The sequence below is a fragment of the Cupriavidus malaysiensis genome, from assembly GCF_001854325.1.
GTDB lineage: Bacteria > Pseudomonadota > Gammaproteobacteria > Burkholderiales > Burkholderiaceae > Cupriavidus > Cupriavidus malaysiensis.
In genome coordinates, this window is the sequence record NZ_CP017754.1 from 2771656 (window position 1) to 2788114 (window position 16459).

General features: G+C 62.8%; 16 protein-coding genes. 11 read left to right on the plus strand and 5 right to left on the minus strand.

The window, feature by feature from the left end; genetic code table 11:
* The first annotated feature begins 84 nt into the window (after window positions 1-84).
* From BKK80_RS12190 to BKK80_RS12205, 4 genes are all read left to right on the plus strand, one after another.
* Window positions 85-837, plus strand: coding sequence for an SDR family oxidoreductase (locus BKK80_RS12190; RefSeq protein WP_071069602.1), 753 nt, complete (start codon window positions 85-87; stop codon window positions 835-837).
* A gap of 145 nt (window positions 838-982) precedes the next feature.
* A complete protein-coding gene (locus BKK80_RS12195; RefSeq protein ID WP_071013064.1) occupies window positions 983-1462 on the plus strand; it encodes a carboxymuconolactone decarboxylase family protein in 480 nt (159 codons plus the stop codon).
* 4 nt (window positions 1463-1466) lie between these two features.
* On the plus strand, window positions 1467-1871 hold the full coding sequence (locus BKK80_RS12200; RefSeq protein ID WP_071069604.1) for a cupin domain-containing protein: 405 nt from the start codon (window positions 1467-1469) through the stop codon (window positions 1869-1871).
* A 39-nt stretch (window positions 1872-1910) separates the two neighbouring features.
* Window positions 1911-2576: a helix-turn-helix transcriptional regulator gene (locus BKK80_RS12205; protein WP_071069606.1), complete on the plus strand. Its 666-nt coding sequence runs from the start codon at window positions 1911-1913 to the stop codon at window positions 2574-2576.
* A gap of 19 nt (window positions 2577-2595) precedes the next feature.
* Here BKK80_RS12205 and BKK80_RS12210 read toward each other — a convergent pair whose 3' ends face one another.
* Window positions 2596-2790: a hypothetical protein gene (locus tag BKK80_RS12210; protein WP_071013074.1), complete on the minus strand. Its 195-nt coding sequence runs from the start codon at window positions 2788-2790 to the stop codon at window positions 2596-2598.
* 621 nt (window positions 2791-3411) lie between these two features.
* On the opposite strand from BKK80_RS12210, the gene BKK80_RS12215 reads away from it, so the two are divergent.
* The 5 genes from BKK80_RS12215 (at window position 3412) to BKK80_RS12240 (ending at window position 10771) form a co-directional block, all read left to right on the plus strand.
* Window positions 3412-6489 (plus strand): metallophosphoesterase, encoded by a 3078-nt coding sequence (locus tag BKK80_RS12215; RefSeq protein ID WP_084545568.1) that lies wholly within the window; start codon window positions 3412-3414, stop codon window positions 6487-6489.
* 65 nt (window positions 6490-6554) lie between these two features.
* Entirely contained in the window at window positions 6555-7745 is a 1191-nt protein-coding gene (locus tag BKK80_RS12220) for a hypothetical protein (protein WP_071069608.1), read from the plus strand.
* Window positions 7746-8073: 328 nt separating this feature from the next.
* Window positions 8074-9258, plus strand: a complete 1185-nt coding sequence (locus tag BKK80_RS12230; RefSeq protein ID WP_071069610.1) for a hypothetical protein — start codon at window positions 8074-8076, stop codon at window positions 9256-9258.
* On the plus strand, window positions 9255-9515 hold the full coding sequence (locus BKK80_RS12235; RefSeq protein ID WP_071069612.1) for a hypothetical protein: 261 nt from the start codon (window positions 9255-9257) through the stop codon (window positions 9513-9515). The genes BKK80_RS12230 and BKK80_RS12235 overlap by 4 nt, the downstream gene beginning before the upstream one ends.
* Window positions 9516-9583: 68 nt before the next feature.
* On the plus strand, window positions 9584-10771 hold the full coding sequence (locus BKK80_RS12240; protein ID WP_071069614.1) for a hypothetical protein: 1188 nt from the start codon (window positions 9584-9586) through the stop codon (window positions 10769-10771).
* 162 nt (window positions 10772-10933) lie between these two features.
* Here BKK80_RS12240 and BKK80_RS12245 read toward each other — a convergent pair whose 3' ends face one another.
* Both BKK80_RS12245 and BKK80_RS12250 read right to left on the minus strand, forming a co-directional pair.
* Complete coding sequence (locus BKK80_RS12245; RefSeq protein ID WP_071069616.1) at window positions 10934-11611, minus strand: nitroreductase; 678 nt, start codon at window positions 11609-11611, stop codon at window positions 10934-10936.
* A gap of 125 nt (window positions 11612-11736) precedes the next feature.
* Window positions 11737-12048 carry a hypothetical protein gene (locus BKK80_RS12250; RefSeq protein ID WP_071069618.1) on the minus strand — a complete coding sequence of 104 codons (312 nt, stop codon included), beginning with the start codon at window positions 12046-12048 and terminating at the stop codon, window positions 11737-11739.
* A gap of 636 nt (window positions 12049-12684) precedes the next feature.
* On the opposite strand from BKK80_RS12250, the gene BKK80_RS12255 reads away from it, so the two are divergent.
* Window positions 12685-13062: a RidA family protein gene (locus BKK80_RS12255; RefSeq protein ID WP_071013082.1), complete on the plus strand. Its 378-nt coding sequence runs from the start codon at window positions 12685-12687 to the stop codon at window positions 13060-13062.
* Between the two features lie 80 nt (window positions 13063-13142).
* Here BKK80_RS12255 and BKK80_RS12260 read toward each other — a convergent pair whose 3' ends face one another.
* Entirely contained in the window at window positions 13143-14558 is a 1416-nt protein-coding gene (locus BKK80_RS12260; RefSeq protein WP_071069621.1) for a DUF1254 domain-containing protein, read from the minus strand.
* A gap of 168 nt (window positions 14559-14726) precedes the next feature.
* Between BKK80_RS12260 and BKK80_RS12265 the strand changes: the two genes are divergently transcribed.
* Window positions 14727-15299 (plus strand): TetR/AcrR family transcriptional regulator, encoded by a 573-nt coding sequence (locus tag BKK80_RS12265; RefSeq protein ID WP_157903211.1) that lies wholly within the window; start codon window positions 14727-14729, stop codon window positions 15297-15299.
* On the opposite strand, the gene BKK80_RS12270 is transcribed toward BKK80_RS12265, so the two are convergent.
* Window positions 15296-16315: an FUSC family protein gene (locus BKK80_RS12270; RefSeq protein ID WP_071069623.1), complete on the minus strand. Its 1020-nt coding sequence runs from the start codon at window positions 16313-16315 to the stop codon at window positions 15296-15298. The two genes, BKK80_RS12265 and BKK80_RS12270, sit on opposite strands and share 4 nt — an antisense overlap.
* Between the last annotated feature and the right edge of the window lie 144 nt (window positions 16316-16459).

The window sequence follows — 16459 nt, forward strand, 5'->3', positions numbered from 1 at the left end:
CAGCGCCCCAGCCATCGCGCATTCCACGCATTCCTCGCGTTCCTCGCGTTCCTCGTGTTTCTTTATCCCTCTGGAGAACCTGCCATGAAGGTCGTCGTAATCGGTGGTTCGGGCCTGATCGGCTCACGTCTGGTCACCCTGCTCAGCGAAGCAGGCCACCAGGCGCTCGCCGCCTCTCCCCGTACCGGCGTCAACAGCGTGACGGGCGAAGGTCTGAGCAATGCGCTCATCGGCGCGGACGCCGTCGTGGATGTGACGAACGCGCCATCGTGGGAACCTCAAGCGGTCCTCGACTTCTTCCGCACCTCGGCGCGCAACCTGGGCAAGGCCGAGGTGGCCGCGGGCGTGCGCCATCACGTCGCGCTGTCGATCGTCGGCACCGATCGCATGCCTGAGAACGCGTACTTCGCCGCCAAGGTCGCGCAGGAAGAGGCAATCGAAGCCGCCGGCGTGCCGTACACGATCGTACGCGCCACGCAGTTCATGGAGTTCATCGGCGGCATTGCGGACTTCAGTACCGACAGCGGCACCGTGCGCGTCGGCGACGGACAGTTTCAGCCCATCGCCGCGGACGACATCGTGGCGATCCTCGCGCAGCTCGTGCTCTCCGTGCCGCTGAACGGCAGCCTTGACATCGCTGGCCCGGATCGGGCGCCCTTCGCCGAGATCATCGCGCGTTATCTGAAATCGGTCGGCGACGCACGCCCCGTCGTCACGGACCGCAATGCGCGGTACTACGGCGGGCTGGTCGAGGAACTGTCACTTGTGCCGCTCGGCGACGCGCGCATCGGCCGCATCAGTCTCGATCAGTGGCTCGCTCAAGCTAAAGCGGCTTGATTGCGGCTCGATTGCGGCTCGATTGCGGCTTGCTGCCCTGCGAAGCCCATCGTTTCACCGCTCGTTTCACCCCTCCTTTCGTTCAGCGGGACATCGCCACGATATGCCGCCAGACCCAACCCCTGCCCTCTGCCAGGAGAACATCATGACGCCACGCCTTAACTATTTTCAGCAATCGCCCGAGCTGTCGAAGAAGCTCGTGGAGCTTGGCACGCTGCTCCAGAAGACGACGATCGAGACCCACATCCGCGAACTCGTCGAGCTTCGCGCGTCGCAGCTGAATGGTTGCGCGTTCTGCGTCGACATGCACGTCAAGATGGCGAGGATCCACGGCGAGCGCGAACTGCGCCTGCATCACGTGGCGATCTGGCGCGAGTCGACGCTGTTCACGCCCCGTGAACGCGCCGCGCTGGCATGGACCGAGGTGCTGACCCGTATTCCCGCCCACGGCGTGCCGGACGACGTCTACGACAGCGTGCGTGCCGAGTACTCCGAGAAGGAGCTGTCGGATCTCACCTTCCTGGTGGGCGCGATCAACAGCTGGAACCGGCTGAACGTGGCCTTCCGCATGGTGCCCGGCTCGTCCGACAAGGCGTTCGGGCTCGACAAGGCCGGCCTGGAGTGATGCCATGAAGCGGATCGTTTCCTTCGTTGCCACCCTGATGTGTTTGTGCCCGATGGCCGTGCGGCCGGCCATGGCCGCGCCGCAGGCGAGCGTGACATCGCTGCGTTCGGAGCCGTTGCCTGAGTATCCGGGCAAGGAAGTCCAGATGATCGTGGTCGACTATCCGCCTGGCGCGGTCGACGCGGTGCATCGCCATGACGCGCACGCCTTCGTCTATGTGCTCGATGGAAGCATCGTCATGGGCGTCAAGGGCGGCAAGGAGGTAGCGCTCAAGGCTGGCGATACGTTCCACGAGGGCCCTGACGACATCCATACGGTCGGGCGCAATGCCAGTTCCACGCAGCCGGCAAGATTCGTCGTGTTCCTGATCAAGAACAAGGGCGCACCGATCCTGACCCCGGTGAAGTAGAAAAGCCGTCTTTCGCGGGCACCGGGAACAGCTGGAGGCATGACAACCCTCCCCTGCAGCCAGTCGAGCGTTTCCCTGCTGCCGGCGGGACGTCAGTTGGGCATTCGCAACTATCCGGGCGCGCAGGGTCATTACGTCGCCGATGTCGTGAGCTTTCCTGCCCAGGCATTGCAGGCGTTCAGCCTGCGCTACCGCGAGCAGATCGGCAACTGGCCCGGACACACCTCGGACCTGTGCGTTCCGCTGGACCGGCACACCGCCTTGGCCTGGGACAACCTGCTGGAGTGCATTGCCAGCGATGCGCCGGATGCCCTGCGCAGCCACTATGGCGAAGCCGTGCTATTGGCACTGGCCCTCGGCGGCTGGGCTGCACCGCTGCTGCTGGACCGGCGCGATCCATTGTGCGAACGCGTACAGCACATCCTCATGGGCAATCCGGCGCGGGACTGCGCAGTGGCTTGCGTCGCCGAACGACTGAACCTCGGGGCCTCGACCTTGCGCAGGCAACTGGCAAACGAGGCCAGCAGCTTCAGCAAGCTCCTGGAAAACGTCAGGCTGGGAATGGCCTTGCAATGGCTGCAGACCACCGCGCGCCCCATCGGGGAGATCGCCGCAGCCAGCGGCTATGCCTCGGCATCGCGCTTTGCCGCGCGCTTTCGCAAGCATTACGGACTGTCGCCCAGAGCATTGCGGACGGCGATCTAAGCGCGGTCCGAGAGCTGCCTCAGGAACCGGTCGTCCGACGCTGACGATAGACGGTCACGCCGTCTTCTTCGCGCGCGGCCAGCGCATTGCGCGCGCCGCAGATCGGGCAGCGGAACAGCGGGCCCTGGCCCTCGTTGACGACGACCACTTCGGTGGACTCCCAGCGGGTTCCGCACGATTGGTTCTGGCAGGTGTAGTAGATGGGCTTTTTCATTTGCGCGGATCGTAGCACGAGATGCGGCGCTTGCCGGGATTCTGAGCCAAAGGGGCCGATCCAGCACATCCAGTACGGTGTCGCCTGGCCGATTTCGCAGCACATCCCTAAAGGCCATATAGCAGTGTTCGCCAATGTAGCCCCTCGACTTCACGTTCGCATTCGCGGACCGTGGATCTGTAATACATCCCGCCCCAACACCAAAAGAAGCAGGATGGGTACGAGCACATAGCTCACTGCCTTCAGGATTCGTTTCATCGCCTGAACTCCAAGACCATCGGTAACGGTACAGGGTAAAGCCGGCACCCGGTCGTATGCCTCCCCGTCAGTTCAAGTGGATGACTGTGTCCGGGGATTCAAGGAGCCGCTCCATTCACAAGTTATTCACAGGCAGGATCCTAGAGGTTTATGGGGGGCGGACTTCGCGCAAGCTGGACCCAACGCCTTGGATCGCGGTGGAGAGGAGGAATTTCTGCCAAAGGCAGACAAATTCAGGAATCGTCCGATAGGAATCGGGTTGCTTGCGGAGTAGCCTTTTCGGGCTACTCCGCATCGCTGGCTGGTACGTCATGACGATGCGCCCGTGCATCGCCGATACCCGGCTAACGACCATTGCCCAATATGAGTCCTCCGGAATTCACCGCCGCCGAGAGGGTGCGCATCGCCCGCACCAGTGTCACGCATGAGCGGAAGCTCGAAGGGTGTGTGGACTGCGAGGAAAAAGCGCCTATCCGTGCCATCATCCTCAGTCCCAGTCTGGGTACGCCCTTGGTCCTGCCGCCCAAGCAGACCCGGTGCAGCCTCTTTATCGCGGCTGAGGCCATGGCAGAGCAGTACTTCGGCGTGGGCAAGCCCGTGCAGCCCGTTGAGTACTACGGCCGCAAGATCATCAAGGCCAAGTACGGCCCCGTCTTCGTGGACCGCCATCTGCGCCTGTACCCGATCCAGGGCAAAGGGACTGCGGCCGAGCCCAAGGACACCATGCTGTTTCGGGACGGCAAGGCCGCCTCTCGCGCCATGGAGGTGGTCAACGTCTGGCAGGTCGGACGGTTTCATGGCGGGCTGATGGTCGATCACCGTGGCGAGCCGGTGGCCATCATCCGCCCGGAGACAGTCAGGCTGTACAAGGACATGACGCATGTCTACGAGATTGACATCGATCTCGCGACGTTGCCCGACAAGCCCGACCTCACCCTCATGCATACCTTCGCGTGGATGGTCCCGGTGCCGTCCAGGTATGCGCAACGTCCGGAGGTCAAGGGCGTACAGGCCTGGGAGTACCAGGATCAGGTGATTCTGGATTTCCTCGACGCGCAGGCGAAATCCGAGCAACAGAATGGTCAGAACCACGTGCCGCGCTTCTACGAATACGATGTGGACAAGGCCACGGCATTCGCTTTGCCGCCGCTGAAGGCCGATACCGTACACCGCCTGACGGCGTGGCATCCGGTCATCCAGAAGCCGATCGCTACCTTGAAGCTCGGACACCTGTCGGATGTCCACGTCAACGTTCGCCACCTGGCCCTGCAGAAGTCTCCGGCGTGCCTGATCGAAACTACCGATGGCACGCCAGTGCCGGGGACGCCTCCGACTCCACGCGCTTCCCATCTGTGCAATAGTTTCCTGGCGCTGCGTGATCTGATCGAACAGTTCGGCAAGGCAGGCCGCGCCGACGCCCTGGTGATCACCGGCGATCTGATCGACTTCAACCGCAACATTGTGCCGGCGGAAACTGGCAGTACCATTGCCGAGCAGTGGAACGCCTTCAACGTCCTCAACCAGATCCGCAATGGGAAACTCTACCAGCGCGGCGCGGATGACATGCTGCTCTATTCGCTGCTGCGCCATGCCTATCGGGACCTGAAGCTGCCGGTGTTCCTGACGACCGGCAACCATGAGGCCTACGCGGTGCCGTACGGAGTATCGCCACGCACCAACCCGTGGGTCGCGACGGCCGGCGCGCTGGAGCAAGTCGGGGCGCTCAAGGGCACGCACGGGCCGCGAGCGATCGACCCCGCCAAGATCGAGGATCTCGGCAAAGTGGCCAGCGCCGGGGCCGGGATCCTCGGCGGGATCCTCGGCGGACCTCTCGGTGGTCTCGCCGGCCGTGAGTTGGGCAAGCACGGCAGCAGCAAGGCGGCGGACAAAGCCGCCGAAATCTACCAGGACTTCGATCGCGCCAGCGATTGGGCCGAGGCCAAGGCGAACGCCGGGATCGCGGCGGACCACAACCTCACCCTCTACGAAATCTGCCTGGCGTATGGCCCCACCTATGCGCAGGTCCTCACGGCAAAGAACTTTACGCCCGCGAACTTCGATTGGTTCTTCACCCTCATCACGCCCCTCTCGGACTGGCGCCTGGATTACGGGCCAAGACAGACGCTGCTCGGCCTGGACTGGGGCAGTGGCGAAAACTATCTCAATCCCCTGGGAGGCATCGACAAGCTCCCCGAGGTTGACGACAAGATCCGCTGGGTAGCTGAACATCTGCCCAGTCGAGCCGACAAACAGGGGCTCGGTATCCTCCCCCGGGCAACGCAATCCCTCTCAGAAGAACAGAAATTCCTGCTGCAAGGCGGGCGCCGCCGCAAGCGCGACATCGGCGCCAGCCTGACCGTGTTCTCGCACTTCACCATCGTCAACTATGACGGCGCGATTGAACTCTCAAAGCAAGGCCGCCAGATCGAACCCCAGCAGAGCCCCAATGCTCTGAAGACGATGCGCTTCGAGGACAACGCCGGGGGCTGGAACCTGAATAATATGGGAACCTGCGAGCGCAATGTCGACTGGTATTTCCACACCTGCGTGGCGGGTCATGACCAGCCCAACCATGACAAGGTGGACTATCACCTGAGCGGGCACTCCCATCGCGCCGGGGTGTACACGGTGGGACTGCAACATGGTGGAAAGCTGGTTCAGGTGCGCAGCGCCTTCGACCCCGGACTGTCCGCCACGCAGAGTACCAACAAGCACGGCGGCCCCACCAAGCTGATCGTGAGTTCGTCGGGTGGCCCGCTTGGCACGCAGAACCTGAACGGCGAACTGAAGCAATGGTTGCTGACGGCACCGTCCGGCACGCTGCTCAACGAAGCCGACGCCACGCCCATCCGCCAGGTCAGGACCGAGGCGGGCAACGGCAAGCCGCGCCTGGCGGTGGCGCTCGATTATCTGCACGTCGACAAGGTGGAGACGCCGCTGGTGTGGGTGCCACCCGCCAACGGCCCGCTGCCGCCCACCTCCTGGACCATGCAGGTTGGCCCGCTGACCGATGCGCTGCAATGTATCGACAAGGTGAGATTCTGGGTCTTCACAGCCAGCCCAACCGGTGAAGGAGGCGACTGGAGCAAAGTTGATGCCCTGCTCAAGCCAGCAACGGACTGGCGAGCACAGCCCCGTCCGGGTAGCTATGTCATGGCCGCCCCTCTTCAACCGCTGCTGGTGCGCTTCAACCCCTCGACGTGCCGCATGTTCTGCGAGGTCTTACTGAAGGAGCCGACCTGGCCCAAGGGCGCGGAGAAGCTCAAGGGCATGTTCGATGTGGCGAGTTCCTGGGTGTTTCCCGTTGACTATCAGCATGGGCTGATTGCCCGGCGGCTGGGGGAACAGGGAGAGGTGCCGGATTGGGATTGGCTGAGTCTGACTCTCAATCCAAGTCGCTACCCGGCGAAGGGGAAAACAACAAAGGTGAATCGAGAATGATCTCGCGCCGCCATTTTCTTCGATCGCTCGCCGCCGCTGGACTGACTCTCACTGGATGCAAACGCATGACCGCCAAGAACATCGACCGGATGCCGCATGAATTTGCGATGCTGACCGACCCCGAGCTTCGTAGAAAGACGCTGGGCGACCAAGCGCTCAAGATCAGCGGGGCTGACTTCGCCACACTCGAAGCGTTCTATGAAGCCACCTGGGAAAATGTGCACTTCTACGACTGCATCTTCTACGGGATGACCCGGCTGAGCCTGCTCAAGAATTGTGTCTTCGAGCGATGCCAGTTCCCGGGATCGAACTTCCAGGGCTACGGCTGGGATAACGTGCTGTTCGTGCGGTGCGATACGCTCGGCGAGGTCAACCTTATGGGGGGAGACGAGAGCAAGACAGTCCGCTTCGTCGAATGCGATTTCGGCGGAACCAATGAGGATCCCAATCACTGGGGTGCGGTGGGCACGTGGGCGGGTGATATTTCATTCGAAAACTGCACCGGCAAGTTCACGAGCGTATTTGGTAGAGATGCGGTCTCATACAAGGACTGTCGATTCGGTAGCATTGATTTGAGCGGCGGAGACTATGACCACAAGACCGGCACCACGTACCCGGGCAGGATGCTGCTCAACAATGTCAAAAGCGATGGGAGGCTGCGGCTAGGCCGGCGCGTATCCTCGCTCACCGTCCGCAACAGTGCCTTTGCGCTGCTCGACATGGCCCAGCTTCAAGCGACCGGTGCCGTTCGATTCGAGAACGTCACCGCCAACGGGATCGCCGCCAATGGGATCGATGCGGGAAGCTTCACGATGTTGAACATCATGTTGAACGGCAATGTCGAGCTATACAGCGAGCCAGGCACCGTGCTGGATGCGCGTGGCATGCGAGCGGACACGGTCCTGCTGGACAATATACGGTGTCGGCAGGATAGCGCACTGATTGATTTGAGCGCAGGCGGCATTCGCCGAAAGGTTCAGGACAAGGCGCTTACCGCGATTCATCAACTCACCTTGCGCGGTAGTGTCGTACCAAAGATCCGGTTCTGGTCACTGAACGCGCTGGCGCTATCGTTGGAGAACGTGGAGGCACAGACCGCGGACTTCTCCGAAAGCACGATCGGCTCGCTGACACTCAACGGGACAGGCATCGTGCGCAGGATCGATTTCACCAAGGCACGCATTGAGCAGATCAGCGGGCTGGTTCGATATACAACCCAGGAAATCGTGACCGAGGGGAGTAACGTCAGGCTGTGAGGGCAAGCGAGCGGGGTCTACCTGCCATACAGCGCGAGGCTTTACTGAAGGAGCCGACCTGGCCCAAGGGCGCGGAGAAGCTCAAGGGCATGTTCGATGTGGCGAGTTCCTGGGTGTTTCCCGTTGACTATCAGCATGGGCTGATTGCCCGGCGGCTGGGGGAACAGGGGGAGGTGCCGGATTGGGATTGGCTTCATGACACACACAAACATACCAAGCGATATCCGTTGAGAAAGAAGATCATTGGAGTGGATAGCAAATGATCTTGCGCCGCCAATTTCTTCGATCGCTCGCCGCCGCTGGACTGACTCTCTCTGGATGCAAACGCATGACCGCCAAGAACATCGACCGGATGCCGCATGAATTTGCCATGCTCACCGACCCCGAGCTTCGTAGAAGGACGCTGGGCAACCAAGCGCTCAAGATCAGCGGGGCAAACTTCGTCACGCTCGAAGCGTTCTATGAAGCCACCTGGGAAAACGTGCACTTCTACGACTGCATCTTCTACGGGATGACCCGGCTGAGCCTGCTCAAGAATTGTGTCTTCGAGCGATGCCAGTTCCCGGGATCGAACTTCCAGGGCTATGGCTGGGATAACGTGCTGTTCGTGCGATGCGACACGCTCGGCGAGGCCAATCTCATGGGGGGACGTAAGAGCACGAAGGTCCGCTTTGTCGAATGCAATTTCGGAGGGACCAAGGAAGATCCCAATCACTGGGAAGCAGTAGGGACTTGGTCTGGTCAGATATCTTTCGAGAAATGCACTGGTAAGTTCACAGATGTATTCGGCAGAGATGTCGTCGCTTATGTGGATTGTAGATTTGAAAGCATCGATATGCGGTGCGGAGACTTTGACTACAAGAACAACACTACCTACCGAGCCACCATTACTCTCGACAACGTCAAGAGCGATGGAAGACTACGGCTGGGAGATAACGTTACGTCCCTCACCGTCCGCAACAGCGCCTTTGCGCTGCTCGACATAGCCCAGCTTCAAGCGACCGGTGCCGTTCGATTCGAGAACGTCACCGCCAACGGGATCGCCGCCAATGGGATCGATGCGGAGAGCTTCACGATGTCCGACGTGGTTCTTACCGGAGATGGGCTTCACGACTGGTCCCGTACCGTCATGGATGCCGGGCGCATGTGTGCAAACGCTATCGTGCTGGAGCGCGTGAGATGCCGGTCGGATAAGACCGCCATTGCACTCAGCGGTGCGGGGGTACGAGAAAGGTTGCCCCGAGAAGCATCCATTGTCTCGCAGATTGTCCTCCGCGAGTGCCAAGTGCCAGAAATCAAACTGCGCTCAATCAATGCCCACAACGTGGCAATTGAGAAGGTCGACGCACAGACCGCGGACTTCTCCGAAAGCACGATCGGCTCGCTGACACTCAACGGGACAGGCATCGTGCGCAAGATCGATTTCACCAAGGCACGCATTGAGCAGATCAGCGGGTTGGTCAGATATACAACCCAGGAAATCGCGACCGAGGGGAGCAACGTCAGGCTGTGAGGGCAAGCGAGCGGGGTCTACCTGCCATACAGCGCGAGGCTTTACTGAAGGAGCCGACCTGGCCCAAGGGCGCGGAGAAGCTCAAGGGCATGTTCGATGTGGCGAGTTCCTGGGTGTTTCCCGTTGACTATCAGCATGGGCTGATTGCCCGGCGGCTGGGGGAGAAGGGGGAGGTGCCGGATTGGAAGTGGCTCGCGCGCACCTATGGAAAAGGACGTTATCCCAAACCTGAAGACGTCATCAAGGTTCGCGTGTAATGAAATCTCGCCGCCGCCTTCTGCAATTGCTAGCCCTTACCAGTCTGATGCCGACAGGATGCAAACGTATGACAGCCAAGAATATTGACCGGATGCCGCATGAATTTGCCATGCTCACCGACCCCGAGCTTCGTAGAACGACGCTGGGCGATCAGCCGCTCAAGATCAGCGGGGCGGACTTCATCACGCTCGAAGCGTTCTATGAAGCCACCTGGGAGAACGTGCATTTCTACAATTGCATCTTCTACGGAATGACACGGCTGAAGCTGCTTAGGAATTGCGTCTTCGAGCGATGCCAGTTCCCGGGATCGAACTTCCAGGCCTACGGCTGGGATAACGTGCTTTTTGTGCATTGCGATACGCTCGGAGAAGTCCACCTCATGGGTGGTGATAGTAGTCAGCGGGTTCGTTTTGTCGAGTGCGATTTCGGTGGAACCCAAGAAGATCCCAATCACTATGGTGCAGTTGGATCATTCGGTGGGGATATAACGTTTGAGAAATGTACTGGGCGCTTTACGAACGTATTCGGAGTCGGAACAGTTCTTTACACGGGCTGCAAGTTCGATCGAGTAGAACTCGACTGCGGCACGTATGACGCGCCCACCAAAGAATGGCGCAGAGCAACTGTAGTCATGAACAATGTGAAGTGCACCGGGAAAACCGATATGGCACAAGGAACGTGGAAGTCGCTCACGGTGAGGAACAGTGAGTTTTCCTTGCTCGATATATCGTCTGCAAAAGCCACCGGCGCTGTCCGCTTTGAGAACGTCACCGCCAACGGGATCGCCGCCAATGGGATCGATGCGGGAAGCTTCACGATGTCCGACGTGGTTCTTACCGGAGATGGGCTTCACGACTGGTCCCGTACCGTCATGGATGCCGGGCGCATGTGTGCAAACGCTATCGTGCTGGAGCGCGTGAGATGCCGGTCGGATAAGACCGCCATTGCACTCAGCGGTGCGGGGGTACGAGAAAGGTTGCCCCGAGAAGCATCCATTGTCTCGCAGATTGTCCTCCGCGAGTGCCAAGTGCCAGAAATCAAACTGCGCTCAATCAATGCCCACAACGTGGCAATTGAGAAGGTCGACGCACAGACCGCGGACTTCTCCGAAAGCACGATCGGCTCGCTGACACTCAACGGGACAGGCATCGTGCGCAAGATCGATTTCACCAAGGCACGCATTGAGCAGATCAGCGGGTTGGTCAGATATACAACCCAGGAAATCGTGGCCGAGGGGAGCAACGTCAGGCTATGAGCGCGGCCAGCAGTGTCTACCTGTCATTGAGAAGAAGGTGGAAACAGACGCACACGCCGAGGATATTCTCGACGCGTTCGATTGGAGCGTTGCCGCCCCACCCTCCTCGACTATGCCTGTTGCTCATGACGACGGCTGCTGCTGGCCGCGCCTGATCATTCGTCAGTCATCAAACCCGATGAACGTGGCGGCTTCCTCCACGGACTTTCTATGCGAGACCACCGCATTGGCGGGAAACGTCTCGTCCGGCCACCCCATGGCAATGCAGGTCTGGATCACCTGATCGTCCGGAATCGCCGCTTCCGCGCGAACCACCGGGGACTGCATGATGCCCTGGCTGTTGATGACGCAGCCCAGCCCGCGCGACCAGGCAACGTTGACGATGGCGTTGACGACGCCGCCGCAGTCGAACGGGGCGACGTCGCTGCCATGGATGGAGCGGTCATAGGTCACGATGATGGACACCGGCGCGTCGAACTGGCGAAAGCCGCGCAGCACCCATTCGCGCCGCCCTTGCTGGTCGTCGCGGGCGATGCCCATGGCGGCAAACAGTTGCTTGGCGACGCCGATCTGACGCTCACGGTGGGTACTGTCATAGGCCGGCCCGATGCGGAATTCGCGTGAATCCGGTACGCCGGCAAGGTTGCGCTCCACATTGCCTTCGCGGATGCGGTCCAGGGCGTTGCCGGCCACCACGTAGAAGTTCCAAGGCTGGGTGTTGTATGACGTGGGGGCGCGCATGGCCAGCGCCAGGATCTCCCGCACCAGTTCTTTCGGAACCGGCTTGTCCAGGTAACCTCGGATGCTGCGGCGTTGCTGAATCACTTCATCGAATTTCATGGTCTCCTCGCTGATTGTTATCGGTAGATGGGGGGCGGCAAGGAACGGGAAGGCCGCCCGAGCGGCGAAGCGTCTCGGGCGTCCATGCCGCGATCAAGCCGTGAGGCGGTCAGTGCCTTGGTTGCTCAGCACTCGCCCTTCTTCGCGTGTCCCGGTGGGCAGTGGTAGCCGCCATGCCCACGGTGTCGCTGCTCGTCTTCCCACTCGCGGCGCTGCCAGTAGCGGTGGCCGTCCCAGTAGCGGTCGCCGTGCCAGCCGATGACGATGGCGGGCGCGGGGGCGACCATGACCGGCGCGGGTGCGACCATGACCGGCGCCGGCGCGACGACGACCGGCGCGGGCACGCCGATGTTCACGTTGACGTCCACGGCATGGGCGAGGCCGGACAGCGAGAAGCCGACGCCGGCGAATGCAAGGGCGATCAGTGAGCGTTTCATGTTGTTTTCCCGAGTGTTGTAGAAGCGCGGCGCGACGAGGCGGGGCGTACGAGGCGGAAAGCCTGTTCCGTAGCACGACGCGGCGCCGTTGGATCGCAGTGTGCCGCCGTGCCGACGGGAAGGCGAGCGGATTTTGTTACGGCGGGTTGATCACGCAGTGGTGGCGCGGGGCCATGGCGCGCGCCAAACTGACAATGCCGCACCGCAATAGGACATTCGCCGTGGCGCAGCATGTTTGGAACGGCGGCCGGATTTAACGCTTTCAAACGGAACGCCATCAGGTGAACGTGACGCGAACGCCTTGTTGCAAAATGCCGCGCGGCCCGCGGCGAACCGGCGCCTGCCCGGCGCCCGCCCGGGCCGGACCCGGGTCACGCAGTGGATTGGTAGGCCATACAGTAGCGACGGGCACTCTAAAGCTCAAATGAATTGTTCGCAGCCTCAGCATGCAACGCCTGCATGGCCGTCCGTCGCCCTGCACGTGAAGGCGAGCGCGCGAGACCGCGGACCAAGTCGCTGGACGGCCGGCCGTGGCAGGCGTAGAAGAGCAGGAAGCCGATGGTTTTCCGTGAAGGGCCCTGCGCGATCTTCATCGCTGGCACGGGCCCATGAGTTCTCTTCCCGAGGGTGGCGAAAATGGCGATCGAGTCCTTTGCAGAGATCAACCCGGCTACGTGTGGCTTGCCGCGCTCACTGGCGACGAAGGCAGGCGGCTTTGTGTTCGTGTCCGGCCAGGTCGCCAGGGACGGAGACGGGCACATCATCCCCGGGGGGATCGAGGCGCATGCCCGCCAGACCTTGGAGAACGTCGCACAGGTGCTCGCGCTGGCGGGTTGCGCGCTCGAGGATGTTGTCAAGGTGACCGTCTGGCTCGAAGACGCCCATGACTTCGCTGAATTCAATCGCGTCTACGGCGAATTCTTTCCTCTCCACAAGCCATCGCGCTCGACTCTGCAGACCAGGAATATGGTCGGGAGCAAGGTAGAAATCGAGGCCGTCGCCTATAAGGCATGAAGCCGGAGCGTGCCCGACCATTGCATTCCTGGCGGTCAGCGCCGATTTCCTCCGCCTGGCCGCCCAGGGAGACGCCGCGCTCAGTCCAGCCGCTCGACGGCGGGCACGCGCACGCGGCCGTTGCGCAGTTCGGCCTTGGGCTCGTAGGCGCGCAGTACCAGGGCGAAGTCGCCGGCCGGGGTCGGCAGCCAGTTGGCGCGCTGGGCCGGATCGGCCGGCGCGTCGCGCTGCATCACGATGTCGATGGCGCCATCCGGGCCGGCCTTGAGGCCGGCGGTGCGGTCGCCGATGGCGTAGCGTCCGATCGGGTTGGGCGTGAAGAACAGCTTGCCGTCCGGCTCCACCTCGTACATCGACAGTGACCAGAACCCGTTGACCGGCAGCGCGCCCGCCGGCAGGCGCAGGCGATAGCGGTGGGCGCCGGAGAGCTTGCGCTGCTGTTGATCGACGAAGCTGACGGGATACATGGCTTCGACAGTCTTGAGCGCCAGCAGCCCGCCCAGGGCGACTTGCGCGCGGTACGCATAGTCGGTGCCGAAATCGCCGAGGTTGTCCTTCGAATAGGACCAGCCCTCGCTCTTGGCCCCGGTGGCCCCGGTGGCCCCGGTGGCAGACAGTCCACCCTTGAGCGAGGCCAGCATGGCCGGCAGTTGCTGCGCCCACAGCGCCTTGACCTCCGGCGACAAGGCATCCCAACGGCAGGCCGCGCCGCAGATGCCGACCGATGCCAGGCGCTGGATCAGCGCGTCTTCATAGCGGGGCGCGGGGTTGCGCGCCAGCATCAGGTTGGCCATGTCGACGAAGGCCTGCGGGCTCTGCTCCACCGGAGGCGCAGCCTGCCACAGGGGCGGCGTCTTGCCGGCGCCCAGTGGCTGCACCTTGAACTGGTCTTGCAGAGCCGTCACGGCGGGCATGTCGGCGTCGCCGTTGACGAGAATGCGCGCCAGCACGAGCACGTCGTTGGCCGGCGCGCGGATCACCTGCGCATTGGGCGGCAGCGGCTGCGTGGTGTCCGGCCCGACCACGACGAAGGTGCCGCCGCGCGTGCCGTTGGCGCGCCGGCCGAGCAGCTCGAAATTGTTGGTCGCCATGTCGAGGAAGGCCAGCGAGTAGTAGCGGCCGGCCATGTCCGGCACCGACAGCGCCACCGGCCCTTGCCGCAGGTCCAGCCACAGCGTGGAGTACGCCGTGTCGTTGTTGGGCGTGGTCACCCAGCGGTCATCCGGGCCGGACAGCTTGTGCTGGTGCAGCCAGGTGTTCAGTTGCGACGCGCCAGGCCTGGCATCCGCACCCAGCATGCGGGCGCGCAGGCGCCCCATCGCGACCAGCGGAAAGGCATAGTCGAAGGCCTGGTGCAGCGTGGCTTCCTGCGACGGCGCGGCAGGCGCCGGGCTCCAGTCCTGCGCGGCCGCGGCGGCAAGGTTGGTGCACAGGCATGCGGCAGCGAAGGCCAGCAGGTGCTTGGCCACGGTGGGGCGTCGTTGGCTGGACGACATGGGTCTCCTCCTCATGTATATCGGCTTGCGCCGATAATATGAGCATTGCTCACATCCTGCCACTCGCGTTCCATGGCCTCGCCAGCAAAGGAAAAACCGCATACAGATCAGTCACTTGCCCGACGCCAGCCACGCCAGGCGCGCTCGCGCGAGAAGGTCGAACTCATCTTGGAGGCGACGCTGCAGATTCTCGACCAGGAGGGGCCGGACGCGCTGACCACCAACCGGATTGCCGAGGTGGCCGGCATCAGCATCGGCACGCTCTACCAGTATTTCCCCAACAAGCGGCAGGTACTGGAGGAACTGGCGCAGCGCGAAAGCGATCGCCTGACGGCGGAACTGCTGGCGGTCTTGAGCGAGCCGGATGGACAGTCGCCGGACCAGCGGCTGCGGCAGGTCGTGCGCACCTTGCTCGGCGCCTTCGGCGGACGGCACCGGGCGCGCCGCTTCGTGCTCGAACAAGCCATCGCGCGCGGCGGTAATCCGCTGGTCACGCCCGGGCATGTGTCGACCTTCCTGAGCTCGGCCGGCATCCGCGACGTCGACGGGCGGGTCGTGGCGCTCTCCCCCATCCAGGCCTTCGTGCTGACCCGCTCGATCATGGGTGCCATCGGCAGCGCGCTGACGTATGACGAGCAATGGCTTGCCAGCCCGGCGTTCGAAGACAGTCTGTTCAGCTTGGTGCGCGGCTTTCTGCGCGAGTGTGCCGGCAAGGCGGCAGCGCCTGCGGCTGCGCGCTAGCGCGCAGCATAGGGAAAGCCGGACTTCTCGCTCATCCGGTCAAGCCGCGCCCGCAGGCGGCCGATCTCGGCGGCCAGCTGCGACGCCATGAACGCCAGCGGCCCCGTCTCGGGAGCCGGTACGACGGCCGGCTGCGCTGGGGACACAGCGGGCGCCGGTGCCCGGCCGGTCTCGAGGGCATCGGCCAATGCCAGCAACGCGGAAGCGATGCCGGGGTCATCGCCATCGCCCGGCCCGCTCTCCTGCTCGATCGCGGCCATCAGTTCCAGCGCGCTGACGCACACACGCGCAGCATGCTGGATCTCCTCGAACTCGGCGGCCGGCACGCCGGTCTCCTTGGCGACCGAGGGAATCAGCCCGCGCAGGGGAATGAGCTTCGCCCCCAGGTCCAGCATCGCCGCGCGCTGTTCCGCCGCGTCGGCGAAGCCGTGCCGCATCTTCACATGGACGGCGGCGCTGGCCCGCAGCAGCGCGGCAAGCCTGACGCGCCACGAGTACGAGGCATAGGCCGGCAACGCGAAGGAGAACACCAGCGCGATCGCCGTACCGATGAACACGTCCACCGTGCGCCAGAGGGCGTCATAGACGTTCTGGTTGCCATGCCCGGCGGTGATGACCACGGTGATCGCCGCCAGCAGCGCAATATAGCCGCCCTTGCCGATCGCGTGGTAGGCGCAATAGCCGCAGATCACGGCCATCAGCAGATAGGTCAGCATCGGCGCGCCGAAATAGGACTGCTGCACGATCAACGCCAGCCCGACCACCGCGCCGATCAAGGTGCCGACCCCGCGCTCGGCGGCGCGGCGCCGGATATTGCCGTGATGCTGGATCCCGCCGATCACCACCAGTACCGTGATGGTGGCCCATTCTCCATGCGGGATCCGAATGCCGGTGGTCAACGCAATCGACACCAGCAAGGCGAGCGCAACGCGCGTCGCGTGGAACAGCCTGGCCTGCCGGAAGCGCCGGTTCGAATCAAAAAGGACATCGGTGGTCTTGCGCAGGATATCGAGCATGTTCGCATGGCCGGGGTCGGCTTGACGGTGCTCAAGTGTAAGCCGGGGGCGGCCGCTCAGGCGCCGCGGCCGCCGGGCGTCCGGGGCTCCTGCCTCCCCCCGAGCGCGAGGCCCGGGATCGTGACGATCGTGCGATCGGACCTC

Coding starts and splice junctions, on each gene's coding strand:
- BKK80_RS12215 (WP_084545568.1), top strand. CDS start 3,412: ATGAGTCCTCCGGAATTCACCGCCGCCGAGAGGGTGCGCATCGCCCGC.
- BKK80_RS12205 (WP_071069606.1), top strand. CDS start 1,911: ATGACAACCCTCCCCTGCAGCCAGTCGAGCGTTTCCCTGCTGCCGGCG.
- BKK80_RS12260 (WP_071069621.1), bottom strand. CDS start 14,558: ATGTCGTCCAGCCAACGACGCCCCACCGTGGCCAAGCACCTGCTGGCC.
- BKK80_RS12200 (WP_071069604.1), top strand. CDS start 1,467: ATGAAGCGGATCGTTTCCTTCGTTGCCACCCTGATGTGTTTGTGCCCG.
- BKK80_RS12250 (WP_071069618.1), bottom strand. CDS start 12,048: ATGAAACGCTCACTGATCGCCCTTGCATTCGCCGGCGTCGGCTTCTCG.
- BKK80_RS12220 (WP_071069608.1), top strand. CDS start 6,555: ATGACCGCCAAGAACATCGACCGGATGCCGCATGAATTTGCGATGCTG.
- BKK80_RS12195 (WP_071013064.1), top strand. CDS start 983: ATGACGCCACGCCTTAACTATTTTCAGCAATCGCCCGAGCTGTCGAAG.
- BKK80_RS12210 (WP_071013074.1), bottom strand. CDS start 2,790: ATGAAAAAGCCCATCTACTACACCTGCCAGAACCAATCGTGCGGAACC.
- BKK80_RS12190 (WP_071069602.1), top strand. CDS start 85: ATGAAGGTCGTCGTAATCGGTGGTTCGGGCCTGATCGGCTCACGTCTG.
- BKK80_RS12255 (WP_071013082.1), top strand. CDS start 12,685: ATGGCGATCGAGTCCTTTGCAGAGATCAACCCGGCTACGTGTGGCTTG.
- BKK80_RS12240 (WP_071069614.1), top strand. CDS start 9,584: ATGACAGCCAAGAATATTGACCGGATGCCGCATGAATTTGCCATGCTC.
- BKK80_RS12270 (WP_071069623.1), bottom strand. CDS start 16,315: ATGCTCGATATCCTGCGCAAGACCACCGATGTCCTTTTTGATTCGAAC.
- BKK80_RS12245 (WP_071069616.1), bottom strand. CDS start 11,611: ATGAAATTCGATGAAGTGATTCAGCAACGCCGCAGCATCCGAGGTTAC.
- BKK80_RS12230 (WP_071069610.1), top strand. CDS start 8,074: ATGACCGCCAAGAACATCGACCGGATGCCGCATGAATTTGCCATGCTC.